We start from the raw sequence: 24180 nt of genomic DNA on the forward strand, positions 1-24180 counted from the left end.
AATGAAAGCCTTGTCAAGATTTAAATCTTAACAAGGCTTCAATTGATTTGAATTAAATATTTTGAGAAATCAATTTTTAGTTTTTTAACGCTTTAATTTTCTCAATCATTCTTTCGGCATTACCGTTGGTTCCGCCAAGGCTGATGGCTTTGTTGTACCATTCTAATGCCAAATCGTATTGCTTGTTAGTTAGATAAGCTTCGCCCAAACTATCAGCAACACTTGAGTTATTTGGAAACTCTTTTACAACCAATTGAAATATTTTTATCGACTCATTTATTTTGCCCGCTCGTAGAAATTCATAACCCAAAGTATTAAGTTCGATTGGATTTTCAAAACTATATTCTTTTTCGGAAGTATTTTTCAGTTGATAATAATTTTCAATCGCTTTATTGACGTCGGTTTGTGCTTCTTTTCTTAAAGCTTGGTAAACCGATTTTTTAGGAATTTCGAATGTTTTTCCTAGCATAATATCTCGAATGACATGTCCCAAATCCCAAACTTTATTCCGACTGTTGGATGCTAAAATGATAACGACATCGTTCTTCATATCATTTAACACCAAAGATTCAAATTTATAGGAAACACCGTTATGACGCTGCAACTCTTCATCTCTAAAATAATCTCCAAATGATCCACCTTGATGGTCTTTTGTGTAGGGATTATTCAATAATGTTTCAAAAGATTTTCTAGAAATTAAACGATTATGATTCATCGCATCAATCCATTTGTACATGTCATTAGTATCCAACCAAAGCCAACCGCTGACAAATTCCATTTCTGGACACCGAACATTATCCATATCATAGCAAGACGTTCGATTTTTATAACCAAATTTCGGATCAAACACGGAATTGTTCATTTTCAAAGGTTTTATAATATTTTTCGTAACAAAATCTTGGAAAGTCATTCTTGTTATCTTTTCAATAATTCTTCTTTGTAAAAAAACATTGCCGTTATCGTATCGGTAATCCTTTCCAGGTTCAAATAACAATGTATCTGTTTTTCTCAAAATCTTCCACGCTTCTTCATCGTTTTTCGGGACAATTAATCCATTTTCTATTCTGGGAATTCCGCTAGCATAATTAATCAAATGTCTGGTTGTTACTTTTTCCGACCATTTCGGCAAATCCAAATTATATTTCGAAATCGGGTCATCAAGCTTAAGTTGACCACGTTCTACCAACATCAAAATCGCAACTGCATTAAACTCCTTTGCAATAGAACCAAAATTGAAAATTGAATTTTTCGTTAAAGATTTTTTCTTCATTTCATCAATAAAGCCAAAGGGATTTTTGATAGATAATTTTTCCTTTTTTGGCAACCAAAACATTTCCATTGAACAAATCTTTTTCGTAGGATTTAGTCATTAGTTCATTAATTTGATTGATTTCTGTTTTTTGTTCAACCGGCTTTTGAGCTGAAAGAAAATTGGAGAATAAAATACTTCATGATATTAAGACAATTATTTTTTTCATTGTAATTATATTTTAAAAACTTTCTGCAAAGCTGATCTAAAAAGCGTTGATACACGACCGATTAAAAAAAACGAACGCATTTTCAGCAAATAATTTTATTTTACAAAGCTTCCTTTCTGTAATCGGTTGGTGTTTTTCCTGTATATTTTTTGAAGGATGTATTAAACGAAGATTTGGAATTAAATCCAACTTGATACAAAATTTCCAAAACGGTCAACTCTTTTTGAGTGCAATCTTTTAGAATTTGTATGGCTTTTTTAATTCGATATTCATTTACAAAATCAAAAAAATGTTTGTCCATGTACAAATTAATCAAAGCCGATAAATCTTTCACAGGCATATTTAATTGCTCTGCCAAATTCTGAATCGTTAAAGATGAATCGAGATAAGGTTCATTTTTAACCATAAAATCTTTTAATGATTCTATTTGATTATTTTTTTCGACGTCGATTTCTAGTGTAGATTTTTGCTTTGGAATAGCTTCCTTAATCGGTTGCAAATTTTCATTAACTCCTCGGAAAAAATCAGGATTATTTAATGCGACAAATAGATACCAACAAGTACAAACAAAAAAAGAAAAACCATCTAGCATCACAATCCATTCCCTCAATTCGCCGAAACCGTAAGTGAAAGTAATCACCCATCTTATCAATACTAAAAAATGTACAACGTAATATAGAATGGTGATTTTGTAAAGCGCATTAAACTTAGAAATATCAGGATTTGCATAATTTTCGAAATAGACTGTTTTCGATTTTCGAATTACCAAAAATGAAGCAATAAAATAGATTTGAAAAAGAACTTCGAACAGAATATAAAAAAAATTCATTATCGGCGAATCATTCAACTCATTTATGAAACTAATTTTTCCAGCCCTATCTTGAAAATAAATTCCATATGCCATATACAAATTGAACGCAACGAATGGAATAGTGTGCCACAAATACTTCGGTTTTAAACGGAATTTGTTAAAACTAACCGACAAAACATAGAAATAAAATGTTGCTGGAGCCAAATAATTAAAACTCCAACGGAAAGCTTCTAGGTTGATGTAATTCACAGGAAAATCACGCATCAAAAACTTCAATCCATCTGCAGCAGTTGTAAAAAGAAAAAAAGCAAGTAAGCAATTTGAAAGTTTGTGCTTACTTTTTACAGTTACCAAAAACAAGGCAAGCACAAGAACAAGGAAAACTCCTATAAAAGCAGCGATTTCTTTAAAAGTAAATTGGTCCATTTTTGTAAAACAAAATTCAAAAATACTAACGCAATGATTCTTTAATTTTTATGCAATAAAGGTATTAATATTAGATTTAAAAACTTAAAATGTGAAATAAAAAACTCTTTTTCTTGTTGCGAATTATTTGAATAAAAAATGATAATCACATACAATGCTCATCCATTCCATTTAGCTGAAGTGCTTCTTTGGCTGGTGAGATGAAAGGAATGTTTAATTCTAATCCGCGAAGGATAAATAATACACCCAAAATAAGTGTAATAATTGGTAAGATTTTTAAGATAGTTTGACGTTGTTTTACGGATAAAAAATTTCCAAATAAAACGGTTGCAAACATCAAAGGCAAAGTTCCAAATCCGAAGAAGAACATAAACATCGCACTTTTGTAAACTGATCCTAAACCAATGGCAGCTGTAAGTGAAGCATAAACCATTCCGCAAGGTAAAAGGCCATTTAATAGACCAACTATATAAAGTGAGGAAGAATCTTTCTTGATTAAGAATTTACCAAGAGAGAGTTTTACTTTTACCATCAAGGCGTTAACAGGGCGAAGTTGCGTAGCACCATTTTCGTAGAATTTTGGAATCATGACCATAATAATCATCAAAACTCCAATCAAAATACTTAAGTAATTTTGTAATCCAACAAATGAAAATGATTCACCAATCAATCCTAAAATTGCGCCTAAAATTGTATAAGTGGTTACACGTCCTAATTGATACGTCAAATTACGAAGTGTAAATTTTAGTTTGTTTTGAGATTCTAATCCCAAAGATAAAGCAATAGGCCCGCACATCCCCACGCAATGCAGGGACGATGTAAGACCTATGGATAATGCTATGATAACTATTGTGAAATCCATCGAATGGACTTTTTAATCAAATAAGTTTGATTATTTTCTTTCCAGCTTAAAGTTAATTCGTATTCTCCGTCAATTAACTTAACAGAAGGTACTAAGAAATTTTTTCTGTCTGATAATTTGATTGTTGTTTTAACGTCTTTGGTTTCGTTATCATTTCGCATCAAAAAAATATCTCCTTTAAAATCGGCAGCAGTAGTTGCTGGAAATTGAAATAAAAATCCATTTGCTTGTACAATAACTTCTGGTTTTTCGGCTAAAGTATTTGCACGTTTTTCAGCATTTATTTCATCCTGAAAATGAATTTCTTTTTCGTAATAATCCTCGGTTACCATTCCACCTGTATCTCCTGCAAAATATAACAATGATAGAATGAATATCATAAAACATCCCAAAGCAATTGCTACATAATGTCCCCAATTTAACTTCATATGATTAATATTTGAATGGAGCTGAGAAGCTCGTTTCGTATTTATCGATTACTTTTCCTTTTTGATTAACTAAGCCAATCACTACTTTTTCTTTGTACGATTTAACTTCATCCATTGGAATTTTCAAGAAGAATTTTCCTTGAATGATTTGACCTTTTTCCATGTTCAATTTATTTTCGCCTTCATACATTTCTACTTTTGAGTTTTTGTGTGATAGCAATTGAACAGTTACAATTTGATCCGCATTCGTTTTGTTGTACAATGTATACTCGAATTGATTAACGTAGTATTTTCCTTCTACCTTGTAATCTGTTCCAGGAACTTTAAGGTATTTAGATTCTACATCAGAACGAGAGAACAAGAATGCTGTCATTGCTCCAATTAATAATAATAAGGCAAATGTATAAGCTGCTAAACGTTTCGTGAATTTGAATTTTTCTCCACGTTTAATATCATCTTCAGAAGCATAACGAATCAATCCTGTTGGTAAACCAACTTTTTCCATTACTTCGTCACATGCATCAATACAAGCTGTACAGTTAACACATTCTAATTGGATACCGTTACGAATATCAATTCCAGTTGGACAAACAACTACACATTGACCACAATCTATACAATCTCCTTTTCCTTCTGCTTTACGGTCTTCGTTCTTTTTGAATTTTGCTCGACCAGCTGTTCCTTCACCACGTTTGAAATCATATGTTACATTGATTGTATGTGCATCAATTAATACGCCTTGGAAACGTCCGTAAGGACAAACCAATGTACATGCTTGTTCACGAAACCATGCAAAGATGAAATAGAAAGTAGCTGAGAAGAAAACCAATCCAACTAATGTTCCTACATTTTCTGCAGGACCTTCTTTTATTACATCATACAATGCATCAGCTCCAATAATATAAGCTAGGAATACATTTGCGATAATAAATGAAATGATTGCGAAGATGGTCCATTTCAGTAATTTTTTACGAATTTTTTCTTCGTCCCAATCTTGCTTATCTAATCTTATTTGTTTTGCTCTATCTCCTTCTATGGCGTATTCTATTTTTCGAAAAACCATTTCCAAGAAAATAGTTTGTGGACATACCCATCCACAAAATAAACGACCATAAGCCATGGTGAATAATACGATGAAAATAATTGTCGTGATCATTCCTAAAGCTAAAAGGAAGAAGTCTGATGTAAAAAATGGAAAACCAAATAAAATGAATTGACTGTGCAATACATCAAATTTGAACAATGGATTTCCATTAGGTAATTTAAAGAAAGGCGTTAAGATTAATATTGCTAACAATACATAACTTACATACGTCCTATAATTTGTAAACTTACCTTTTGGTTTTTTAGGGTAAACCCATTTACGCTCTCCTGTTCGCTCCATAGTTCCAATGGAAGTACGTACATCTTCGTTCATTTGGCTGTTTTCATCCAAATAATCGTCTAAATTAAATTCATCTTTTGGGTCAGAATTTTGAACACTCATTATAGTGAATTTTAAATATATACAAATTTACGACTAAAAAAGAAAAGAGAGCTTATAAATAAGCTCTCTTTCAATATGATATTTGTTGTAATTATTCAATCAATTACTTTTGTTTCCATGCTTCCATTAAGTCACCTTGAGGAGCAGCTGCACCTTCTGCAACTGTTTTCGTAGGTTCTTTTTGGTTGATGTAATATACATAAGAAGCTACTTTCTCAATTGCTAATCCAGATAACTCTTTACGTTGTCCAAATGCACGCATTTGAGGATTGTGTGGAGATCCATTGTAAACAATGTGATAAATATTTTTGAATAAACTATCTTCTACATGATTCACCCAGTAATCATCAGTTAAGTTTGGTCCAATACCTCCTTTACCACCTTCCATGTGACATTGCACACAGTTTTGCTCAAAGATTTTTTTACCTTGTTCTACAATTGCAGGATCATTAGATTTGTTTACAGCTCCTGTGATATCAATATCATTTGCAACTGCCCAAATACTATCTTGTGCATCTTTGTAAACCATTTCTTCTTCGTATTCTTTGTCCATGTGAGCAAAGTCTGTAAAGCTATATGCCATTACATAAACCACCATAAACACAACACCAAAGTAGAATAATGATAACCACCATTGTGGTAAAGCATTGTCTAACTCTTTGATTCCGTCAAAACCGTGATCTAAGATAATAGATTCTTCTTCTTCGTCTGATTGTTTTTTACCAGCACTACTGAACAATCTTTTGAAGTAACCTATTTTACCATCTTCTAAATATTTAGCTTGTTCTTCTTCAGATAATCTTTTAAATTTCTCTGCTTCAACAACTTTATTTAAAGCATTGATAATTAAAAGCATCACAATTGCAACTGCTAATACTGCCCAGAAAATTCCTTGCGCAAACACATGTTTCAAGTGCTCCAATAAATTGTGCATCATTCCTTGAAAACCTGGTTCTGGCACCACATCTACTGGCGTCACCATTGTAAACGCTAAGATTACTGCTAATAGCGTTAATGGGATAAATATATAAGCCGGGGTACGTTGTCTCATTTTGTATTATTTTTTTCGTTCTCTTCTGGTTCTAAATCTAAAGCTGCTGACTCGCTGTCTTTGTAATACTCTTTTGGTTTTTTCATAACCTTAACAAAAATCGTCACAAAGACTGCTATAAATCCTATTAGGATTAATGTCTGCAATAAAGATGCATACTCATACTGAGAAAGGAATTCTTTATAATATTTTAACATTAGTTACTTGCTGTCTCTACTTGTTCAGCTTTGATATCTGTTCCTAAACGTTGTAAATATGCGATTAACGCTGTAATCTCACGATCTCTTAACGGAACAAACTCTTTACCTTGTTGTTTAGCTTCTGCTTCTTTTTTCGCATATAACTCTTTCAAGTCAGACGCATCTTTAAAGATAGTTTGCTCGATTGCTAAAGCTTGTTTGTTCATAGAAACTTGCATACTGTCAAAATCTTCTTGTTGATAAGGAACACCTAATGCAACCATTGATTTCATTTTATCACGCGTTAACTCACGGTCTAATTTATTGTCAATTAACCAAGGGTAACGTGGCATGATAGAACCATCTGATGTAGAACGTGGATTCCACATATGTTTGTAATGCCAAGCGTCTGGGTTTTTACCTCCTTCGCGGTGTAAGTCTGGACCAGTTCTTTTAGAACCCCATAAGAATGGGTGATCGTAAACAAATTCTCCTGCTTTAGAGTATTCACCATAACGTTTTACTTCGTCACGGAATGGACGAACCATTTGCGTATGACAAGCATTACATCCTTCACGAATATATAAATCACGTCCTTCTAATTCTAACGGAGTATAAGGTTTGATACTTGCGATTGTAGGTACGTTTGATTTTACCACGATTGTAGGAACAATCTCTACTAAACCACCAACTGCTAAAGTTAATACTGCTCCAATTGTCATTACTAATGGAGTTCTTTCAATCCAAGAGTGAACACCTTCTCCTTGTGCACGTGTAGAAGCTTTTGGTGCTAAAGCTGGCGCCTCTGCATCCTCGTTTGCAACAAAGTGTCCAGATTTTACAGTTTTCCAAACATTGATAATCATTAAGATTGATCCTAATAAATATAATGTTCCACCAAATGCACGTAATGGATATAACCATTTTTTAAGAATAGTAACCGTTTGTAAGAAGTTACCATATTCTAATGTTCCGTCTGCTGCGAATTGTTTCCACATTAAACCTTGTGTCCATCCTGCAACATACATAGGAATTACCCAGAATAAGATACCGAAAGTACCAATCCAGAAGTGAGCGTTAGCCATCTTTACAGATGCTAATTTTGTGTTGAATAATTTTGGGGCTAAGTAATAGATCATACCAAAAGCGATAAATCCATTCCATCCTAAAGTACCTACGTGTACGTGAGCAGGAACCCAGTCTGTAAAGTGACCAATTTTATTTAATGTTTTTGTTGCTAACATTGGACCTTCAAAAGTAGCCATACCATAACAAGTTAAGGCAACTACGAAGAATTTCAAAATAGGATTTTCTCGTACTTTATCCCATGCACCACGTAATGTTAATAAACCATTTAACATACCTCCCCAAGATGGAGCGATTAACATGATAGAGAAACCTGTTCCTAAAGCTTGTGCCCAACCTGGTAATGCGGTATAAAGCAAGTGGTGAGGACCAGCCCAAATATAAATAAAGATTAATGACCAGAAGTGGATAATAGATAATTTGTATGAGAATACAGGTCTATTAGCTGCTTTTGGTACAAAGTAATACATTAATCCTAAGATAGGTGTCGTTAAGAAGAATGCTACCGCATTGTGTCCGTACCACCATTGTACTAACGCATCTTGAACTCCAGAATACAATGAATATGATTTCGGAGCCGTTAAGCTAAATGTTACAGGGATTTCTAAATTGTTAAACACGTGTAACATTGTAATTGCAGCCCAAGTTCCGATAAAGAACCAAATTGCTACATACAAATGACGAACACGACGTTTAGCAATCGTTAAGAACATTTGTGCTCCAAACAATACCCAAACTAAAGCGATTAAAATATCAATTGGCCATTCGTGCTCAGCATACTCTTTAGAAGTGTTGTATCCTAAGATAAATGTTACAAATGATAATACAATAAATAATTGCCATCCCCAGAAAACGATCCAGCTTAAAACATCGCTGTACATTCTGGTTTTCAACAACCTTTGCATTGAATAATAAGCTCCGGTAAAGAACGAGTTTCCAACAAACGCGAACACCGCAAATGTTGTGTGAATCATTCTTAATCTACCAAAACCAAGTGTCCCTTGTGAATTGATTAAGCCTTGGATGTTCCCTCCGATTGTACCATCATCCGATCCGAAGATGTATTCTGGTAACGTTGGAAAAAACAACAAAGTTGCAACCAATACTCCAAAGAAAAATGCCATAACTGCCCAAAACAATGTGGCATAAAGGAAATACTTTACGATCTTATTGTCGTAACTAAAAGTCTGCATTTGCATTATGAGTCGATTTTATCTTGTGTTTTTTTATCATCTTTTAACATTCTCACTGCTGGGGATTCATCCTCATCAAATTGTCCTTTCTTATACCCTAAAAAGAATAAAAGAAGGAAAATTGCCCCCAAAGAGACACTAACTAATATCATTAATAATAATATCCCCATAGCTCCACAAAATTACAAAGCCCTAAGTTCTTATCACAATGATTTTGGTCAGAGCAGTATGTATAACTCTAATTTAAAATCAATCTAAATTCCATTTTGTTAATTTATCTGCAATTCGGGTACTTGTCGTTGCAAAAATTAACACTGAAATAGAACTTATTGGCATCAATATAGCCGCTACAACTGGCTGTAAATAACCAGAAACAGCAAAACTAAGTCCAACAATATTATACAAGAAACTGATGAAAAAAGCAATTTTTACAAATTTCATCGTGGTCTTCGATAAGTTCAAGAAATTTGGAATTGCCGAAAAACTTTTTCCATCCAAAATTCCATCACACGAAGGCGAAAAACTGTTAATATCCTCAGAAATAGAAATCCCTACTGTACTTTGTTTCAAAGCTCCAGCGTCATTCAATCCATCTCCAAGCATCATCACCTTCTTCCCTTCTTGTTCCAATTGTTTGATATATTCTAACTTATCAGTTGGCGATTGATTAAAAATCAATTTTGCATTGGCTGGAAAAATAGTTTCTAAATATTCTTTTTCAGAATCATTATCCCCAGACAAAACGTGTAACTGATATGTATCCAATTCTTTCAATAAACGATCTAAACCTTTTCGATATCGATTGGTATACACAAATTTACCAAAAACTTCTCCATCAATCGCTATAAAAACTTGAGATTGATTTAATCTATTTTCATTAAAAATTGCATTCGTGAAACTTCTCGAACCAACTTTTACTTGATGTCCATCTACATCAGCTTGCTGACCTTTTCCTACAATTTCTTCGTAATTAGAAATTGGCAAATGATCATCAACCGTCAACTTCTTATATAATGTACGGCTTAAAGGGTGATTAGAGTTTCTAATCAATGCTTTCACCAATTGCTTTTGATACTCAGAAAGTTCTTTCCCCTCGTATTGCACTTGCGCTTCATCACTTTCCGTAATTGTACCCGTTTTATCAAAAACTACGTCTGTAATTTTCTCCATTCTTTCGACTGTTGATGTATTTTTTACATAAAATTTCTTATTCCCGAAAATACGCATCATGTGTCCCAAAATAAACGGAGACGATAAACCTAACGCACAAGGACAAGCGATAATTAAGATTGATGTAACAACTTCTAATATTTTTGAAGAATCGTGAAAATACCAATAAACAGCAGAAATTGCTGTAATAATAAGGATGATTAATGTGAAATAATGACTGATTTTATTCGTCAAAGCATTCAACTCAGATTCTTCTTTCTGGAAAGCATCATTGTTCCATAATTGGGTTAAATAACTTTGATTAACATCCGAAATAATTTCCAGCTCAATTGCATTACCAGATTGTTTTCCACCAGCAAATATTTTATCTCCAGCTTTTTTATGAATCAAGCGAGATTCTCCCGTTACAAACGAGTTATCAATCATCGCTTCACCTTTCATCAAAATGGCATCGGCTGGAATAATTTCTTCATTTCTAATTAAAATTCGATCACCTTTTTTCAAATCAGCCAACAAAATTGGTTGTTCATAACCATTTTCTAATTTCGCAACTGCAATTGGATAAAACGATTTGTAATCTCGATCAAATGCCAACGCTTGCATTGTTTGTTGCTGAAACCATTTCCCTGTCAACATCAAAAATAAAAGCATCGCTAATGTATCAAAGTAACCTGGCGAAATATCGAAAATGATATCATAAGTCGATTTAAACATAATCACGATAATTCCTAACGCAATTGGCACATCGATATTGATATATTTATTTTTCAGACCTTGCCAAGCCGAAACAAAATAATCGGTAGATGAATAAAAGAAAACAGGCAACGACAATGCAAACATCGTCCAACGAAAATATCCTTTGTTTTGATCTAACCATTGTTCTTTTACGTCTCCAAAAACTTCGACATATTCTGGAAATGATAAAAGCATAATATTCCCAAAACAGAATCCTGCAATAACCAATTTGCTCACCAAAGAACGATCGACTTTGCTTTTTTTCTTTTTGTCTAATGTTTTTAGATTAATCGAAGGTTTATAGCCTAAATTTGTAATAAATCTTGCCAAATCACCTAATTTCAAATCCGCATCACGATACGTAATCTGAACAGTTTTTTGCGTAAAATTGACATTAGAAGATATAATATTTGGATTAATCGTATCCAAACTTTCTAACAACCAAACACACGAAGTACAATGCATTACAGGCACGTAAAAGGAGACAACTGTAACGCCGTCATCTGAAAAATCTACAACTTTATCAAAGATTTCTTTTGTGTTTAAGAAATCAAATTGATGATTACTTTTTCCATCAGGACGTAAACCTGCATTACGATTAAGGTCGTAATAATCTTTTAGATTATTTACGTTTAAAATCTCGTAAACCGTTTTACAACCCTGACAACAAAAATCCTTTTCATCGAACTGAATAACCTCTTCTTCAATTCTTTGACCACAGTGAAAACAATTCTCTTCCATACTATTTTACAAAATTACTTTCCTTTTATCAGAATTAACGTTAACTTTGTATGAATTAAGTCATAACAACAAGATATGTCAGAGTTTAATGAGAATGTAGTATCGATTAAAGCGATGTTTGATAACCCAGAGTCTTTCGGGGTTTTTAGTAAGGAAGAATTATTGGAGTTTGAGCAAGAGAAGAAAATCATCAACCTAAAAAAAGGAGACGAGATTATCCAGGAAGGTAATACACCAAAAGGTATATATTGCGTCATGAAAGGAACTGCTAAGTTGTTCAAAATTGGTTTTAATGGAAAAGAGCAAATTCTACGTTTTATCAACGAAGGTGACATTATCGGTTATCGCTCAATCTTAAGTCAAGAAGTATTTGGTGCCTCTGCAACCGCAATGACGCCAGTTGAAATATATTATATTCCAGAAAAATTCTTCTTAAAATTATTAGAAGTTAATCCAAAATTAGCTTTCAATATTTTACAAAGAATTGCTAAAGATTTGGGAGAATATGCAAGAACAATCACTTATTTAGCACAAAAAACAGTTCGCGAACGTTTGGCTGAAGTTTTAATTTTATTAGAAGGAAAATTAGGAACAGACAAAGACGGATTTATCAACATTTCGTTGACACGCGAAGAAATGGCAAATTTGATTGGAACAGCGACAGAATCTGCAATTCGTTTGATTTCTGAATTCAAAACTGATGAATTAATCGAAGTTGAAGGAAGAAAAATAAAAGTTTTAGATCATCAAAAGTTGACGAAATTAGGTCATGTTATTTTGTAAGAATTTATTCTTGATATAAAATCAAAAGTCGCTCGTTGAGCGACTTTTTTATGCAAACTATTTCAATTTCATATAATAATCTTTGAGAATTGGATCAATTTTTTCGAGCGCATATCTCAACGTTGTTCTTGGCATTTGCAACGTATATTCGTCCAAAAACTCAATCAACTTTTCTTCATTCATTTTTCCCATTTCACGCAACATCCAACCATTTGCTTTATGCATTAAATCGTGTGAATGATTAAGATTTTTCAACACAATTTCAGGAACAATTGAAAATGATTTTTGTTTGATAAAATACATAGTTGATACAGTTGCGATTCGTTTTTCCCACAAATCATCTGAATCTGCCAATTCAAAAAGCAATTCTTCTCGTTTTTGATGAAAACAATAATGTCCCAAAATTTTATAACAACTTGTGTCAACCAAATCCCAATTGTTGATTTGAGAAGTTTGAGCAAGATAAAAATCGATGATATCTTTTCTTACAAGTTCATCTTTTGATTTTTCGTACTTCAAGACCAATATCAATAAAGCTGTTAATCTATATTCGTGAATATTGGAATTCAATAAATTTTTGATGTCATTTAATGAAACTTGTTGATAAAATTCTTTCGCAATCAAACGTTGATTCGGAACAGAAATCCCAAGAAGAATATCTCCTTCACCATATTCTCCTTTTCCAGTTTTGAAAAAACGCATCATAATCTTCGCTTTATCATCGTCCGCTAAATCTTGTAAAGTTGATTTTAATTGCTCTATCATATTTTATCAATTAGATTTTGAAGTTAACAAAAAAAGAGTCCAAAAACTGAACTCTTATTTATTTTAAAATATTAAATATAAATTTAATAACTTTAATGCAAACTTACATTTATGAATTTCAAACACAAGCCTCTAATATTCTTCTTCTTCCTGATTATAATAATCAATGGTCTTATAAAGTTGTATAATAATTTTCCTGAAAATTCAATGGGTCTTTATATTCAAATTGGATTATTATTTATGGTTATATTAATTCTAATTTTTAATCTTAAAAAATCTAAAAATTAAAACTATTACTCTTCCGAATCATTTTCTTCCTCATCGTAATATTGAAAAAGGAAATTATTATAAGGAAAACGTTTCATGTGAATTTCTTTCACTTCTTCATAAACCGTTTTTCGCAAATCTTCTAAATTATCTTTTTCCGTTGCCGAAATAAACAATGTCGGATAATCTGTTTTCGCCATCCACGTACGTTTCCAATCTTCTAACGAATAATTTTCAAATTTCTTTTCAGACAAATCATCTTCATCTTGTTTGATATAAGAAAAATTATCAATTTTATTGAAAACCATAATCGTTGGTTTTTCTTTCGACTCTATTTCAGCTAAAATTTGATTCACAGAATTCACATGATCCTCAAAACTCGCATGCGAAATATCCACAACATGGACCAACAAATCCGCTTCACGAACCTCATCTAATGTAGATTTAAACGATTCTACCAATTGTGTTGGCAACTTGCGAATAAACCCAACCGTATCCGTTAATAAGAAAGGTAAATTACCAATTACCACTTTTCGAACCGTTGTATCTAATGTTGCAAATAATTTATTTTCGGCAAAAACTTCGGACTTCGATAAGACATTCATCAACGTTGATTTCCCAACATTTGTGTACCCAACCAACGCAACGCGTACCAATGCTCCTCGATTTTTACGTTGAGTCGCCATTTGCTTATCGATTCCTTTCAATTTCTCTTTCAATAACGTAATTCGATCACGAATAATACGTCTATCCGTTTCAATTTCCGTTTCACCAGGACCACGCATACCAATTCCTCCACGTTGACGCTCTAAGTGTGTCCACATTCGTGTTAATCGTGGTAATAAATATTGGTATTGAGCCAATTCTACCTGCGTACGTGCATATGAAGTTTGCGCTCGTTGAGCAAAAATATCTAAAATCAATTGTGTACGGTCGATGATTTTTTTGTTGACAACTTTCTCAATATTTTTCAACTGAGAAGGCGTTAATTCATCATCAAAAATAACTGTATCAATATCATATTCTTCGACAAAAGCCGTGATTTCATCTAATTTCCCGCTTCCTACAAAGAATTTAGAATCAGGTTTGTCCATTCTTTGTGTAAAACGTTCTCCAACTGTCGCTCCAGCTGTATAAGCTAAGAACTCCAATTCGTCCATATATTCCGTCAGTTTTTCTTCGGATTGTTCACGTGTAATCAATCCAACTAAAACTACTTTTTCGTATTGTGCTTCTTGTTTTTCTAACATATATTACTGCAAAAATAAAAGAAAGTTTTGGATGTAACCGAACTTTCTATAAAATATTGAGAATTAATCAAATCAATAAAACTCAATAAATATTTGAGTTCTTTTGGATAAAAATAGAAAAAAATAAGGTTTTCATAATTAATAACAAGTTTATTTACTAATTTTCAAAAAATCTATTGTCAATTAAAATTTCCTTTCTACATTTGTTCCGACAAAAAAGTAAAAATGTACAAAAATAAATTACATCATCATCACCATCATACTTGCACTCAAGCGAGCAGATAGTGGTATGTAATGATTTTATCACAATATCTAAATCCCGTTTGAGTAAATCGAACGGGATTTTTTGTTACTTCAAGATTTAATCATCGATTTACTCAAACTTAAAAAATATAAAACATTAAAAATGAGTAAATTAAAAATAGCCATTCAGAAAAGTGGTCGATTAAGTGAAAAATCACTCGAATTATTGAAAGATTGCGGAATTAAAATTTCTACAAGTAATCGAAAATTAAGAACCGAATCTCCAAATTTCCCTATCGAAGTTTTATTCTTACGAGACGACGATATTTCACAATATGTAGAACAAGGCGTTGCTGACATCGGTATTTTAGGAGAAAATGAAGTTTGGGAAAAAGATAAAAATGTCACTCAAATTCGTCAATTAGGATTCGCAGGTTGTAAACTTTGTTTAGCTATTCCGAAAGATGAAGCTTATACAGATTTAAGTTATTTTCAAGACAAAAAAATTGCCACTTCTTATCCACGTATTTTACAAAAATTTTTCCAAGAAAAAGGTATCAACGTTAAGATTGAAGAAATTGGTGGAAGCGTAGAAATTGCTCCAAGTATCGGTTTGGCAAATGCTATTTTTGACATCGTTTCTACAGGTTCAACATTATTAACAAATGGTTTGAAACAAGTGGAAACAGTGGTTGAATCACAAGCAGTTTTAATTTCTAACAAAAATCTCGACAATGAAAAACAAGCAATTGTAGATCGTCTTTTATTTAGAATTGAAGCGGTAAAACAATCTTCTGAGAACAAATATATTTTATTAAACGCGCCCAACGAAAAGTTAGAAGAAATCATTGCTTTGTTACCCGGAATGAAATCTCCAACAGTTTTACCACTTGCCGAAAAAGGTTGGTCATCAATCCACACTGTAATTAAAGAAGATACTTTTTGGGACATCATCGAGCAATTGAAAGCTTTGGGTGCGGAAGGAATTTTAGTACTAGAAATTGAAAAAATGATTTTATAATTTTTGATTGACGATTTACAATTTACGATTGAATCGTAATTCGTAATTCTAAAATCGTAATTCGTAACAAAATGCAAACATATATCAAACCTCAACTTTCAGATTGGTCTACGTTAACAGCTCGACCAACGAAAGAAGCACAAGATTTACAAGAAATAGTTTTAGATATTTTTGGAAAAATTCAAACCGAGAAAGATCAAGCTTTAATTGATTTTACAGAAAAATTTGATCAAGTTAAGCTAACTTCTTTAGAAGTTTCTACTCAAGAAATTGAAGAAGCAAAAACTTTAATTTCTGAAGAATTAAAAGGAGCAATTCAATTAGCAGCTTCTAATATTGAGAAGTTTCACACTGAACAACGTGAAGAAGTAAAAGTTATTGAAACCACAAAAGGAGTAAATTGTTGGAGAGAATCTCGCGGTATCGAAAATGTTGGAATTTATATTCCAGGTGGAACAGCTCCGTTATTTTCTACAACTTTAATGTTAGGAATTCCTGCTAAATTAGCTGGTTGCCAAAATATTATTTTATGTACACCTCCAAATAAAGAAGGAAAAATTCACCCTGCAATTTTATATACTGCGAACTTAATCGGAATTGAAAAAATCTACAAAGTTGGCGGAATTCAAGCGATTGGAACGTTAACTTTTGGAACAGAAACGATTCAAAAAGTGGATAAAATTTTCGGTCCAGGAAACCAATATGTAACTGCAGCAAAACAAGTTGCTCAAAACTTTGGTGTAGCCATCGACATGCCTGCTGGTCCAAGCGAAGTTTTAGTGATTGCAGATGAAACTTCGGTTCCTAAATATGTGGCTGCCGATTTATTATCACAAGCCGAACACGGAATCGATTCACAAGTGATTTTATTAACAACAAACGAACAAATATTAAATGAAACGATTGAAGAAATCAATGCTCAATTAGAAGTTCTGCCAAGAAAAGAATTAGCGACTAAAGCGTTAGAAAATTCAAAAGGAATTGTTTTAAATTCTATCGAAGAATGTGTAACTTTTTCAAATATTTATGCACCTGAACATTTAATTTTCGCTTGCGAAATGGCTGAAAATTATATCGATAAAATTATTAATGTAGGTTCAGTTTTCTTAGGAAATTATTCGTGTGAATCGGCTGGTGATTATGCTTCAGGAACCAATCACACTTTGCCAACTAATGGTTATGCAAAAAATTATTCAGGAGTTTCGTTTGATAGTTTTATCAAGAAAATCACGTTTCAGAAATTATCAGCAGAAGGAATTCAAAACATTGGTCCAGCAATCGAATTAATGGCTGAAGCCGAAGAGTTATTTGCGCACAAAAATGCAGTAACCTTAAGACTAAATGATCTAAAATCGTAAATCAAAAATCGTACATGAATTCATTCAACATAAATAACATCATTCGTCCTAACGTAAAAACGCTGAAAGCTTATTCATCAGCTCGTGACGAATTTCAAGAAATAAATAACGATTTCGTTTTCTTGGATGCGAACGAAAATCCTTTCAATAATGGATTGAATCGTTATCCTGATCCTTTACAACGTAATGTAAAATCGATTTTAAGTGAAATCAAAAACTTTCCTGCAAATCAGATTCTATTAGGAAATGGAAGTGACGAAGTGTTAGATTTAATTTTCCGAGCATTTTGCGAACCGAATCAAGATAATGTTATTGCGATTTCACCTTCCTATGGAATGTATGGTGTTTTAGCGAATTTAAATGCTATTGAATACCGAAAATCGTTATTAAACAAAGAAGATTTTCAACCAAACATCGAAGATATTTTCTCAAATGTAGATGAAAATACAAAAATGATTTTTTTATGCTCTCCTAATAATCCAACAGGAGAAATCATCAAAAGAGAAACTATTTTAGAAATTGTGAATCGTTTCAATGGCTTAATAATTATCGACGAAGCTTATATCGATTTCGCCACAGAACAGTCTTGGATAGAAGAAATCAAAAATTATCCAAACGTAATTGTTACCCAAACTTTGTCGAAAGCGGTTGGTTTAGCAGGAATTCGTTTAGGAATTTTGTATGCTTCACAAGAAATTGTGGATGTTTTAAATAAAATAAAACCACCTTATAACATCAATCAATTAACACAATTAAAAGCGATTGAAATTTTAAGCGATTACGATAAAGTGATAGCTATTACAAATACGATTATTCAACAAAAAGAAGTTCTAGAAAATGCTTTAACTGATATCTCATTTGTAGAAAAAATCTATCCAAGCGATTCGAATTTCATTTTGATTAAAGTTGATAATGCAAACGAACGTTACAATCAATTGGTCGAAAAAGGAATTGTAATTCGTAACAGAAACAACGACGATTTATGCGAAAATTGTTTACGTATTACAGTTGGAACGGAAGTTGAAAATCAGAAATTAATACAAACACTTAAAATAATATAATTTGTCATTTCGAATGAAACGACAGTGAAATGAGAAATCTCTGAGATTCCTCCTAACATCGGAATGACATCAAAAACAACTAAAATGAAAAAAATACTATTCATAGATCGTGATGGAACAATGATTTTAGAGCCAGCTGACTACCAAGTTGACAGCTTTTCCAAATTAGAATTCTATCCAGAAGCCTTTACTTATTTAGGTAAAATTGCAAAAGAATTGGACTACGAATTAGTTATGGTGACCAACCAAGATGGTTTAGGAACGCCTTCTAATCCTGAGGAATTATTTTGGCCAATACAAAATTTCGTAGTGAAAGCATTCGAAAATGAAGGCGTGAAATTCGAGGATATTTACATTGATAAAACTTTTGCTCATGAAAATGCGCCAACGCGTAAACCTGGAACGGCTTTATTAACAGAGTATATCAATAACCCTGAATATGATTTAACAAATTCGTTTGTAATCGGTGATCGAATAACGGATGTTAAATTAGCTCAAAATCTTGGTGGAAAAGGAATTTTTATCGCGAATGATGAAGCTTTAGGCGCAGACGAAATCAATGATAACAAAGGATTAAATGATGCGATTGCTTTAAAAACAACTTCATGGAAAGAGATTTACGAGTTCTTAAAACTTCAAAATCGCACTGCTTCAATTGTTCGTAATACGAATGAAACAAAGATTAAAATTGATTTAAATCTTGACGGAACAGGAAAATCGGATATTTCGACAGGAATTCACTTTTTCGATCATATGTTAGATCAAATCGCTCGTCATGGACAAATGGATTTAGTGATAAAAGTGGATGGAGATCTAGAAGTGGACGAACACCACACGATTGAAGATACAGCAATTGCTTTAGGTGAAGTTTTTGCGCAAGCATTAGGAAATAAATTAGGTATCGAACGTTACGGATTTACTTTACCGATGGACGATTGCTTAGCACAAGCAGCAATTGATTTTGGCGGAAGAAACTGGTTAGTTTGGGAAGCTGATTTTAAACGCGAAATGATTGGTCAAATGCCAACTGAGATGTTTTATCACTTTTTCAAATCATTTACAGACGGAGCAAAAGCAAACTTAAATATCAAAGCGGAAGGAACAAACGAGCACCACAAAATCGAAGCTATTTTCAAAGCGTTTGCAAAAACCATTAAAGTAGCTGTAAAACGCGATCCTGAAAAAATGATTTTACCCTCAACAAAAGGACTTTTATAATTGACGAATGAAGATTTAAGATTAATATCAATCGTAAATCAAAAGTCGTAAATCAAAGAATATGGTAGCAATAGTAAAATACAATGCAGGAAATGTAAAATCGGTATATAATGCAGTAACTCGTTTGGGGTTCGAAGCTATAATTACAGACGATTTTGAAACTTTGCAAAATGCTGACAAAGTAATTTTTCCAGGAGTTGGAGAAGCAAGTTCCGCAATGACTTATTTAAAAGTAAAAGGATTAGATAAAGTCATTAAAAACTTAAAACAACCAACCTTAGGCATTTGCTTGGGACAACAATTAATGTGCGCTTATTCGGAAGAAGGAAATACCGATTGTTTAGGAATTTTCCCTATTCAAGTCAAGTTATTTCCATCAACCGAAATCGTTCCTCACATGGGCTGGAATACGATTTATGACTTAAAAACACCTTTGTTTAACGAAGTAGAAGAGAACTCCGACTTTTATTATGTACATAGTTTTTATTGCGAAAATTCAGAATATACGATCGCGAAAACAGACTATATTTTAGAATATTCAGCAGCTTTACATAAAGATAATTTTTACGCAACTCAATTTCACCCAGAGAAATCTGCAAGAATAGGAGAACAAATACTAAAAAACTTTCTAAGTTTATAGTAATTATAAATTCACACACATGAAAAAAATAGTTTTTACTATACTTAGTGCTTTTGCAATTTCGCAGGTTTCTGCTCAAGAAAAAGTGTACTTCACTTCTACTCCTTCTTTAAGTCCTGATGCTAAAACGGTTTATTTTAGTTACGATGGCGACATCTGGTCAACCGATATAAATGGCGGGAATGCTGCAAGAATAACAGCTTTAGAAGGAGAAGAAATCAATCCTCGTGTTTCACCAGACGGAAAATGGCTGGCATTCAGCTCTAATCAATATGGAAATTACGATATTTATATAATGCCTATAAATGGTGGACAAATTAAGCAATTGACTTTTCATCAAGCCAAAGATGAAGTCGAGAGTTGGAGTTGGGACAGTAAATCGATCTATTTTACATCAAATCAAAATAATGGATTTGGAAGTTTTAAAATTGATTTAGATGGAAAAACACCAGAAGCGCTTTTTACAAATTATTTTAATACAACAAATGGTTTAGTAGAAACTCCTCAAGGCGAATATATTTTCACTAACTCGTCTGAAAGTGCAAGTCAAGTTACACGAAAAAGATACAAAGGCGAAAATAATCCAGATTTATTAGGATATAATCCAACCACAAAAAGTTATAAACAATATACCGATTATAACGGAAAAGATTTTAATCCTACGGTTGATAAAAACGGAATTATTTATTTTATTTCGGACGAAAATAATGGCGAATACAACTTATATCAATTAGCAAATGGTAAAAAAGAAGCGTTAACAAAATTTGAAACTTCGATTAAAAAACCTTTTGTTTCAGCTGATGGTTCAAAAGTTGTTTTCGAAAAAGATTATCAATTATTTGTTTACGATGTAAAAACTAAAACGTCGAAACCTCTTACAATTAATGTTAATTCGAATAAATCTTTAGAAAAAGAGCAAAATTTTGAAGTTGATAATAACATCGATTATTTTGACATTTCTCCTGATGGAAAGAAAATGGCCTTTGTAAGCAGAGGAATTATTTTTGTTTCGGATAATGAAGGAAAGTTTGTCAATCAAATTTCTGATGGAAAAGAGCGTGTTTTAGAAGTAAAATGGTTAAAAGACAACAAAAATTTAATCTTCAACCAAACGTATAAAGGTTACCAAAATTGGTTTAAAATTTCGGCTGACGGAAAAGGAAAAGTTGAACAATTAACTTCTGATTTAAGAAATAATCGAGACATTACATTCAACAACGATTTATCACAAGCTGTTTATTTAAGCGGACGCGATGAAGTAAGATTATTAGATTTGAAATCACTTAAATCATCAACAATTGTTAAAGATGAAATTTGGGCTTTCCAAAATTCGAAACCATCTTTTTCTCCAAATGATGAATATGTGTTATTCTCTGCAAAACGTAATTTCGAGTTAGATATTTTTATTCACAACATCAAGAAAAATACAACGGTTAATTTAACAAATACTGGTGTTTCAGAAGCTGACCCTACTTGGTCACCAGACGGAAAATACATTTATTTTTCAAGCGACAGAAAAAATCCTTCCTATCCTTTGGGAATGCAAGAATCGAGTATTTATCGTGCTTCTTTAGATTGGTTTGATCAAGCTTATAAATCAGAAAAATTTGATAATTTATTTGTAGAAGAAAAAAAGGTTGAGAAGAAAGAGAAAAAAGAAGAAAAGAACGATTTTAAAGCATTAACTATTAATCCAGAAGGATTCTTAGAAAGAATTGAATTGGTAACAGACCGTTTTGGATATCAGACAAATCCTTTTGTTTTTGCGGATGATAAAAAGCAATTTTTATTCTATAATACTAACCAAGAAAATGGTAAATTTCAGTTATACAGAAAAACGACCGCTGATTTTGAAGAAGATAAAACAGACAAAATATTCAACAAAGGCGCTGATTTTATCTTGAAAAATGAGAAAAATCTTTACGCTTTAATCGATAATTCTGTTTACAAATTTGGTATTAATTCTACAAATCCTGAAAAAGTTAGTATTAAATATAATTTCAATAAAAACTTGGCTTCAGAATTCAATCAAATGTACGAAGAAGCTTGGGCTGGAGTAGAAGAAAATTTCTATGATGAGAATTTTCACGGAATTGATTGGAAAGCAAAAAAAGAACAATACGCAACGTTTTTACCTTATGTAAACAATCGAAATGATTTAAGAATTTTGCTAAATGATATGCTAGGTGAATTAAATTCTTCGCATTTAGGTTTTTCATCTTTCGGAAAAGAAGAAAGTAGAAGATTGAATTATTTCACCAACGAAACAGGAATTATTTTCAAAAAAGATCAACCTTTTGCAGTTGAAAAAATCTTACGAAAATCTCCTGCTTTCCTTAAAAATGTTGATGTTCAAGAAGGTGATATTTTAGTAAGTGTGAATGGACAAAAAATCGATCCAAACCAAAATCGTGAAACTTATTTTACAACGCCTAAAAAATTAGAAGAATTAACTCTTGAATTTGACCGAAAAGGAAAAACAATTTCTACGAAGATTCATCCAATTTCAAATAACGAATTGAAATCACTTTTATATGATGAATGGATTTATGAAAATCGTCAGCGTGTAAAAAAATTAAGCAACGATAGAATTGCTTATTCGTACATGAAAAATATGTCTACTTCTGAATTGGATGTGTTTTTATTGGACATGGTAGAGCAAGAGAATAGAAAAGATGGTGTCATTTTAGATTTACGTTTCAATACAGGTGGAAATGTACATGATAAAGTTTTGAACTTTTTATCGCAAAGACCTTATTTGAAATGGAAATATCGTGAAGGACAATTAACTGTTCAACCAAATTTTGCTCCTTCAGGAAAACCAATTGTTTTATTAATTAACGAATACTCATTGAGCGATGCAGAAATGACAGCTGCAGGATTCAAAGCCTTGAAATTAGGAAAAATCATCGGGCAAGAAACGTATCGTTGGATCATTTTCACTTCTGGAAAAGGATTAGTTGATGGCTCATTTTATCGTTTACCAAGTTGGGGAACTTATACTTTGGACGGACAAAATTTAGAAAAAACTGGAGTTAAACCTGACATTTATATTAAAAATACGTTCTTAGATCGATTAGAAAATAAAGACCCACAATTGGAACGTGCAATCCAAGAGGTCATGAAAGAATTAAAATAATTTACGAAGGTTAATTTACGAATTACGATTGTTTCTTAATCGTAATTCCAAAATAGTAAATCTAACATAACAGTTATGAGAATCATCCCAGCTATAGATATTATCGACGGAAAATGCGTTCGATTGTCACAAGGCGATTATGATACAAAAAAAATATACAACGAAAATCCGTTGGAAGTTGCAAAAGAATTCGAGGATTACGGTATCGAATATTTGCACTTGGTAGATTTAGATGGAGCTAAATCAAAAGAAATCATTAATTATAAAACGTTAGAATTAATTGCTTCTAAAACCAATTTAAAAGTTGATTTTGGAGGTGGAATTAAGGCAGATCAAGATATTAGAATTGCTTTTGAATGTGGCGCAAACCAAATTACTGGAGGAAGTATTGCGGTTCAAAATCCAACATTATTTCAAGAATGGATTTCACAGTATGGAAGCGATAAAATCATTTTAGGCGCGGATGCTAAAGATCGAAAAATAGCAACACATGGTTGGTTAGAAACGTCAGAATTAGATGTGATAGATTTTATTCAAGAATATAAAACCAAAGGTATTGATTATGTGATTTGTACAGACATCGCGAAAGACGGAATGTTAGAAGGAGCTTCAAACGAATTATATGCAGAAATTTTAGCTACTTCGGAGGTCAAATTAATTGCTTCTGGTGGCGTTTCTTCAATCGATGATCTAATCAAAATAAAAGAATTAGGTTGTGAAGGAGCAATTCTTGGAAAAGCGATTTACGAAGGGAGAATTCAGTTGAAAGACTTAAAACAATTGTACTAA

Annotated in this window: 19 protein-coding genes; 8 read left to right on the forward strand and 11 right to left on the reverse strand. The window is 32.4% G+C overall.

Annotation, left to right across the window (positions count from 1 at the left end; genetic code table 11):
• Positions 1-76: 76 nt before the first annotated feature.
• From B3578_RS14020 to B3578_RS14060, 9 genes are all read right to left on the reverse strand, one after another.
• Positions 77-1339, reverse strand: a complete 1263-nt coding sequence (locus tag B3578_RS14020; protein ID WP_291049691.1) for a serine hydrolase — start codon at positions 1337-1339, stop codon at positions 77-79.
• 239 nt (positions 1340-1578) lie between these two features.
• Entirely contained in the window at positions 1579-2715 is a 1137-nt protein-coding gene (locus B3578_RS14025; RefSeq protein ID WP_286495313.1) for a helix-turn-helix domain-containing protein, read from the reverse strand.
• 145 nt (positions 2716-2860) lie between these two features.
• Positions 2861-3577, reverse strand: coding sequence for a sulfite exporter TauE/SafE family protein (locus B3578_RS14030; RefSeq protein ID WP_219033852.1), 717 nt, complete (start codon positions 3575-3577; stop codon positions 2861-2863).
• The gene (locus B3578_RS14035) at positions 3562-4005 is read right to left on the reverse strand and encodes a FixH family protein (protein ID WP_114997963.1); all 444 of its coding nucleotides are present in this window, start codon (positions 4003-4005) and stop codon (positions 3562-3564) included. Before B3578_RS14035 ends, B3578_RS14030 begins: the two co-directional genes overlap by 16 nt.
• A gap of 4 nt (positions 4006-4009) precedes the next feature.
• Positions 4010-5491 (reverse strand): cytochrome c oxidase accessory protein CcoG, encoded by a 1482-nt coding sequence (gene ccoG / locus B3578_RS14040; protein WP_114997966.1) that lies wholly within the window; start codon positions 5489-5491, stop codon positions 4010-4012.
• A gap of 103 nt (positions 5492-5594) precedes the next feature.
• Positions 5595-6542: a cbb3-type cytochrome c oxidase N-terminal domain-containing protein gene (locus B3578_RS14045; RefSeq protein ID WP_286501414.1), complete on the reverse strand. Its 948-nt coding sequence runs from the start codon at positions 6540-6542 to the stop codon at positions 5595-5597.
• A 196-nt stretch (positions 6543-6738) separates the two neighbouring features.
• The gene (gene ccoO, locus B3578_RS14050) at positions 6739-9006 is read right to left on the reverse strand and encodes a cytochrome-c oxidase, cbb3-type subunit II (protein ID WP_291049701.1); all 2268 of its coding nucleotides are present in this window, start codon (positions 9004-9006) and stop codon (positions 6739-6741) included.
• Complete coding sequence (gene ccoS, locus B3578_RS14055; RefSeq protein ID WP_019974626.1) at positions 9006-9170, reverse strand: cbb3-type cytochrome oxidase assembly protein CcoS; 165 nt, start codon at positions 9168-9170, stop codon at positions 9006-9008. Before ccoS ends, ccoO begins: the two co-directional genes overlap by 1 nt.
• 79 nt (positions 9171-9249) lie before the next feature.
• Entirely contained in the window at positions 9250-11646 is a 2397-nt protein-coding gene (locus B3578_RS14060; protein ID WP_291049705.1) for a heavy metal translocating P-type ATPase, read from the reverse strand.
• 75 nt (positions 11647-11721) lie between these two features.
• Here B3578_RS14060 and B3578_RS14065 point away from each other — a divergent pair, with 75 nt between their 5' ends.
• Positions 11722-12429, forward strand: coding sequence for a Crp/Fnr family transcriptional regulator (locus tag B3578_RS14065; protein ID WP_221854269.1), 708 nt, complete (start codon positions 11722-11724; stop codon positions 12427-12429).
• 57 nt (positions 12430-12486) lie between these two features.
• On the opposite strand, the gene B3578_RS14070 is transcribed toward B3578_RS14065, so the two are convergent.
• Both B3578_RS14070 and hflX read right to left on the reverse strand, forming a co-directional pair.
• A complete protein-coding gene (locus tag B3578_RS14070; RefSeq protein ID WP_291049709.1) occupies positions 12487-13194 on the reverse strand; it encodes a DNA alkylation repair protein in 708 nt (235 codons plus the stop codon).
• Between the two features lie 293 nt (positions 13195-13487).
• Positions 13488-14711 carry a GTPase HflX gene (hflX, locus tag B3578_RS14075; RefSeq protein ID WP_221854272.1) on the reverse strand — a complete coding sequence of 408 codons (1224 nt, stop codon included), beginning with the start codon at positions 14709-14711 and terminating at the stop codon, positions 13488-13490.
• Positions 14712-15117: 406 nt separating this feature from the next.
• Here hflX and hisG point away from each other — a divergent pair, with 406 nt between their 5' ends.
• From hisG to hisA, 7 genes are all read left to right on the forward strand, one after another.
• The gene (gene hisG / locus B3578_RS14080) at positions 15118-15975 is read left to right on the forward strand and encodes an ATP phosphoribosyltransferase (protein WP_125349882.1); all 858 of its coding nucleotides are present in this window, start codon (positions 15118-15120) and stop codon (positions 15973-15975) included.
• A 71-nt stretch (positions 15976-16046) separates the two neighbouring features.
• Complete coding sequence (gene hisD / locus B3578_RS14085; protein WP_219033861.1) at positions 16047-17333, forward strand: histidinol dehydrogenase; 1287 nt, start codon at positions 16047-16049, stop codon at positions 17331-17333.
• A 14-nt stretch (positions 17334-17347) separates the two neighbouring features.
• Positions 17348-18394 (forward strand): histidinol-phosphate transaminase, encoded by a 1047-nt coding sequence (gene hisC / locus B3578_RS14090; RefSeq protein ID WP_291049714.1) that lies wholly within the window; start codon positions 17348-17350, stop codon positions 18392-18394.
• A gap of 84 nt (positions 18395-18478) precedes the next feature.
• Complete coding sequence (gene hisB, locus B3578_RS14095) at positions 18479-19612, forward strand: bifunctional histidinol-phosphatase/imidazoleglycerol-phosphate dehydratase HisB (protein WP_286495321.1); 1134 nt, start codon at positions 18479-18481, stop codon at positions 19610-19612.
• Between the two features lie 61 nt (positions 19613-19673).
• The gene (gene hisH / locus B3578_RS14100; protein WP_286495322.1) at positions 19674-20252 is read left to right on the forward strand and encodes an imidazole glycerol phosphate synthase subunit HisH; all 579 of its coding nucleotides are present in this window, start codon (positions 19674-19676) and stop codon (positions 20250-20252) included.
• A gap of 19 nt (positions 20253-20271) precedes the next feature.
• Positions 20272-23391 (forward strand): S41 family peptidase, encoded by a 3120-nt coding sequence (locus B3578_RS14105; protein WP_286495324.1) that lies wholly within the window; start codon positions 20272-20274, stop codon positions 23389-23391.
• A 75-nt stretch (positions 23392-23466) separates the two neighbouring features.
• Positions 23467-24180, forward strand: a complete 714-nt coding sequence (gene hisA, locus B3578_RS14110; protein ID WP_219033864.1) for a 1-(5-phosphoribosyl)-5-[(5-phosphoribosylamino)methylideneamino]imidazole-4-carboxamide isomerase — start codon at positions 23467-23469, stop codon at positions 24178-24180.

It is taken from the genome of Empedobacter sp. UBA1574, assembly GCF_002322895.1.
Classification (GTDB): Bacteria; Bacteroidota; Bacteroidia; order Flavobacteriales; family Weeksellaceae; genus Empedobacter; species Empedobacter falsenii_B.

What these genes read in the sequence shown, in the direction of transcription:
- B3578_RS14035 (WP_114997963.1), bottom strand. Translation starts at nt 4,005, where the DNA reads ATGAAGTTAAATTGGGGACATTATGTAGCAATTGCTTTGGGATGTTTT.
- hisB (WP_286495321.1), top strand. Translation starts at nt 18,479, where the DNA reads ATGAAAAAAATACTATTCATAGATCGTGATGGAACAATGATTTTAGAG.
- hisH (WP_286495322.1), top strand. Translation starts at nt 19,674, where the DNA reads ATGGTAGCAATAGTAAAATACAATGCAGGAAATGTAAAATCGGTATAT.
- hisC (WP_291049714.1), top strand. Translation starts at nt 17,348, where the DNA reads ATGAATTCATTCAACATAAATAACATCATTCGTCCTAACGTAAAAACG.
- ccoO (WP_291049701.1), bottom strand. Translation starts at nt 9,006, where the DNA reads ATGCAAATGCAGACTTTTAGTTACGACAATAAGATCGTAAAGTATTTC.
- B3578_RS14030 (WP_219033852.1), bottom strand. Translation starts at nt 3,577, where the DNA reads ATGGATTTCACAATAGTTATCATAGCATTATCCATAGGTCTTACATCG.
- ccoG (WP_114997966.1), bottom strand. Translation starts at nt 5,491, where the DNA reads ATGAGTGTTCAAAATTCTGACCCAAAAGATGAATTTAATTTAGACGAT.
- B3578_RS14070 (WP_291049709.1), bottom strand. Translation starts at nt 13,194, where the DNA reads ATGATAGAGCAATTAAAATCAACTTTACAAGATTTAGCGGACGATGAT.
- hflX (WP_221854272.1), bottom strand. Translation starts at nt 14,711, where the DNA reads ATGTTAGAAAAACAAGAAGCACAATACGAAAAAGTAGTTTTAGTTGGA.
- B3578_RS14045 (WP_286501414.1), bottom strand. Translation starts at nt 6,542, where the DNA reads ATGAGACAACGTACCCCGGCTTATATATTTATCCCATTAACGCTATTA.
- B3578_RS14065 (WP_221854269.1), top strand. Translation starts at nt 11,722, where the DNA reads ATGTCAGAGTTTAATGAGAATGTAGTATCGATTAAAGCGATGTTTGAT.
- ccoS (WP_019974626.1), bottom strand. Translation starts at nt 9,170, where the DNA reads ATGGGGATATTATTATTAATGATATTAGTTAGTGTCTCTTTGGGGGCA.
- B3578_RS14020 (WP_291049691.1), bottom strand. Translation starts at nt 1,339, where the DNA reads ATGGAAATGTTTTGGTTGCCAAAAAAGGAAAAATTATCTATCAAAAAT.
- hisD (WP_219033861.1), top strand. Translation starts at nt 16,047, where the DNA reads ATGCAAACATATATCAAACCTCAACTTTCAGATTGGTCTACGTTAACA.
- hisA (WP_219033864.1), top strand. Translation starts at nt 23,467, where the DNA reads ATGAGAATCATCCCAGCTATAGATATTATCGACGGAAAATGCGTTCGA.
- B3578_RS14105 (WP_286495324.1), top strand. Translation starts at nt 20,272, where the DNA reads ATGAAAAAAATAGTTTTTACTATACTTAGTGCTTTTGCAATTTCGCAG.
- B3578_RS14025 (WP_286495313.1), bottom strand. Translation starts at nt 2,715, where the DNA reads ATGGACCAATTTACTTTTAAAGAAATCGCTGCTTTTATAGGAGTTTTC.
- hisG (WP_125349882.1), top strand. Translation starts at nt 15,118, where the DNA reads ATGAGTAAATTAAAAATAGCCATTCAGAAAAGTGGTCGATTAAGTGAA.
- B3578_RS14060 (WP_291049705.1), bottom strand. Translation starts at nt 11,646, where the DNA reads ATGGAAGAGAATTGTTTTCACTGTGGTCAAAGAATTGAAGAAGAGGTT.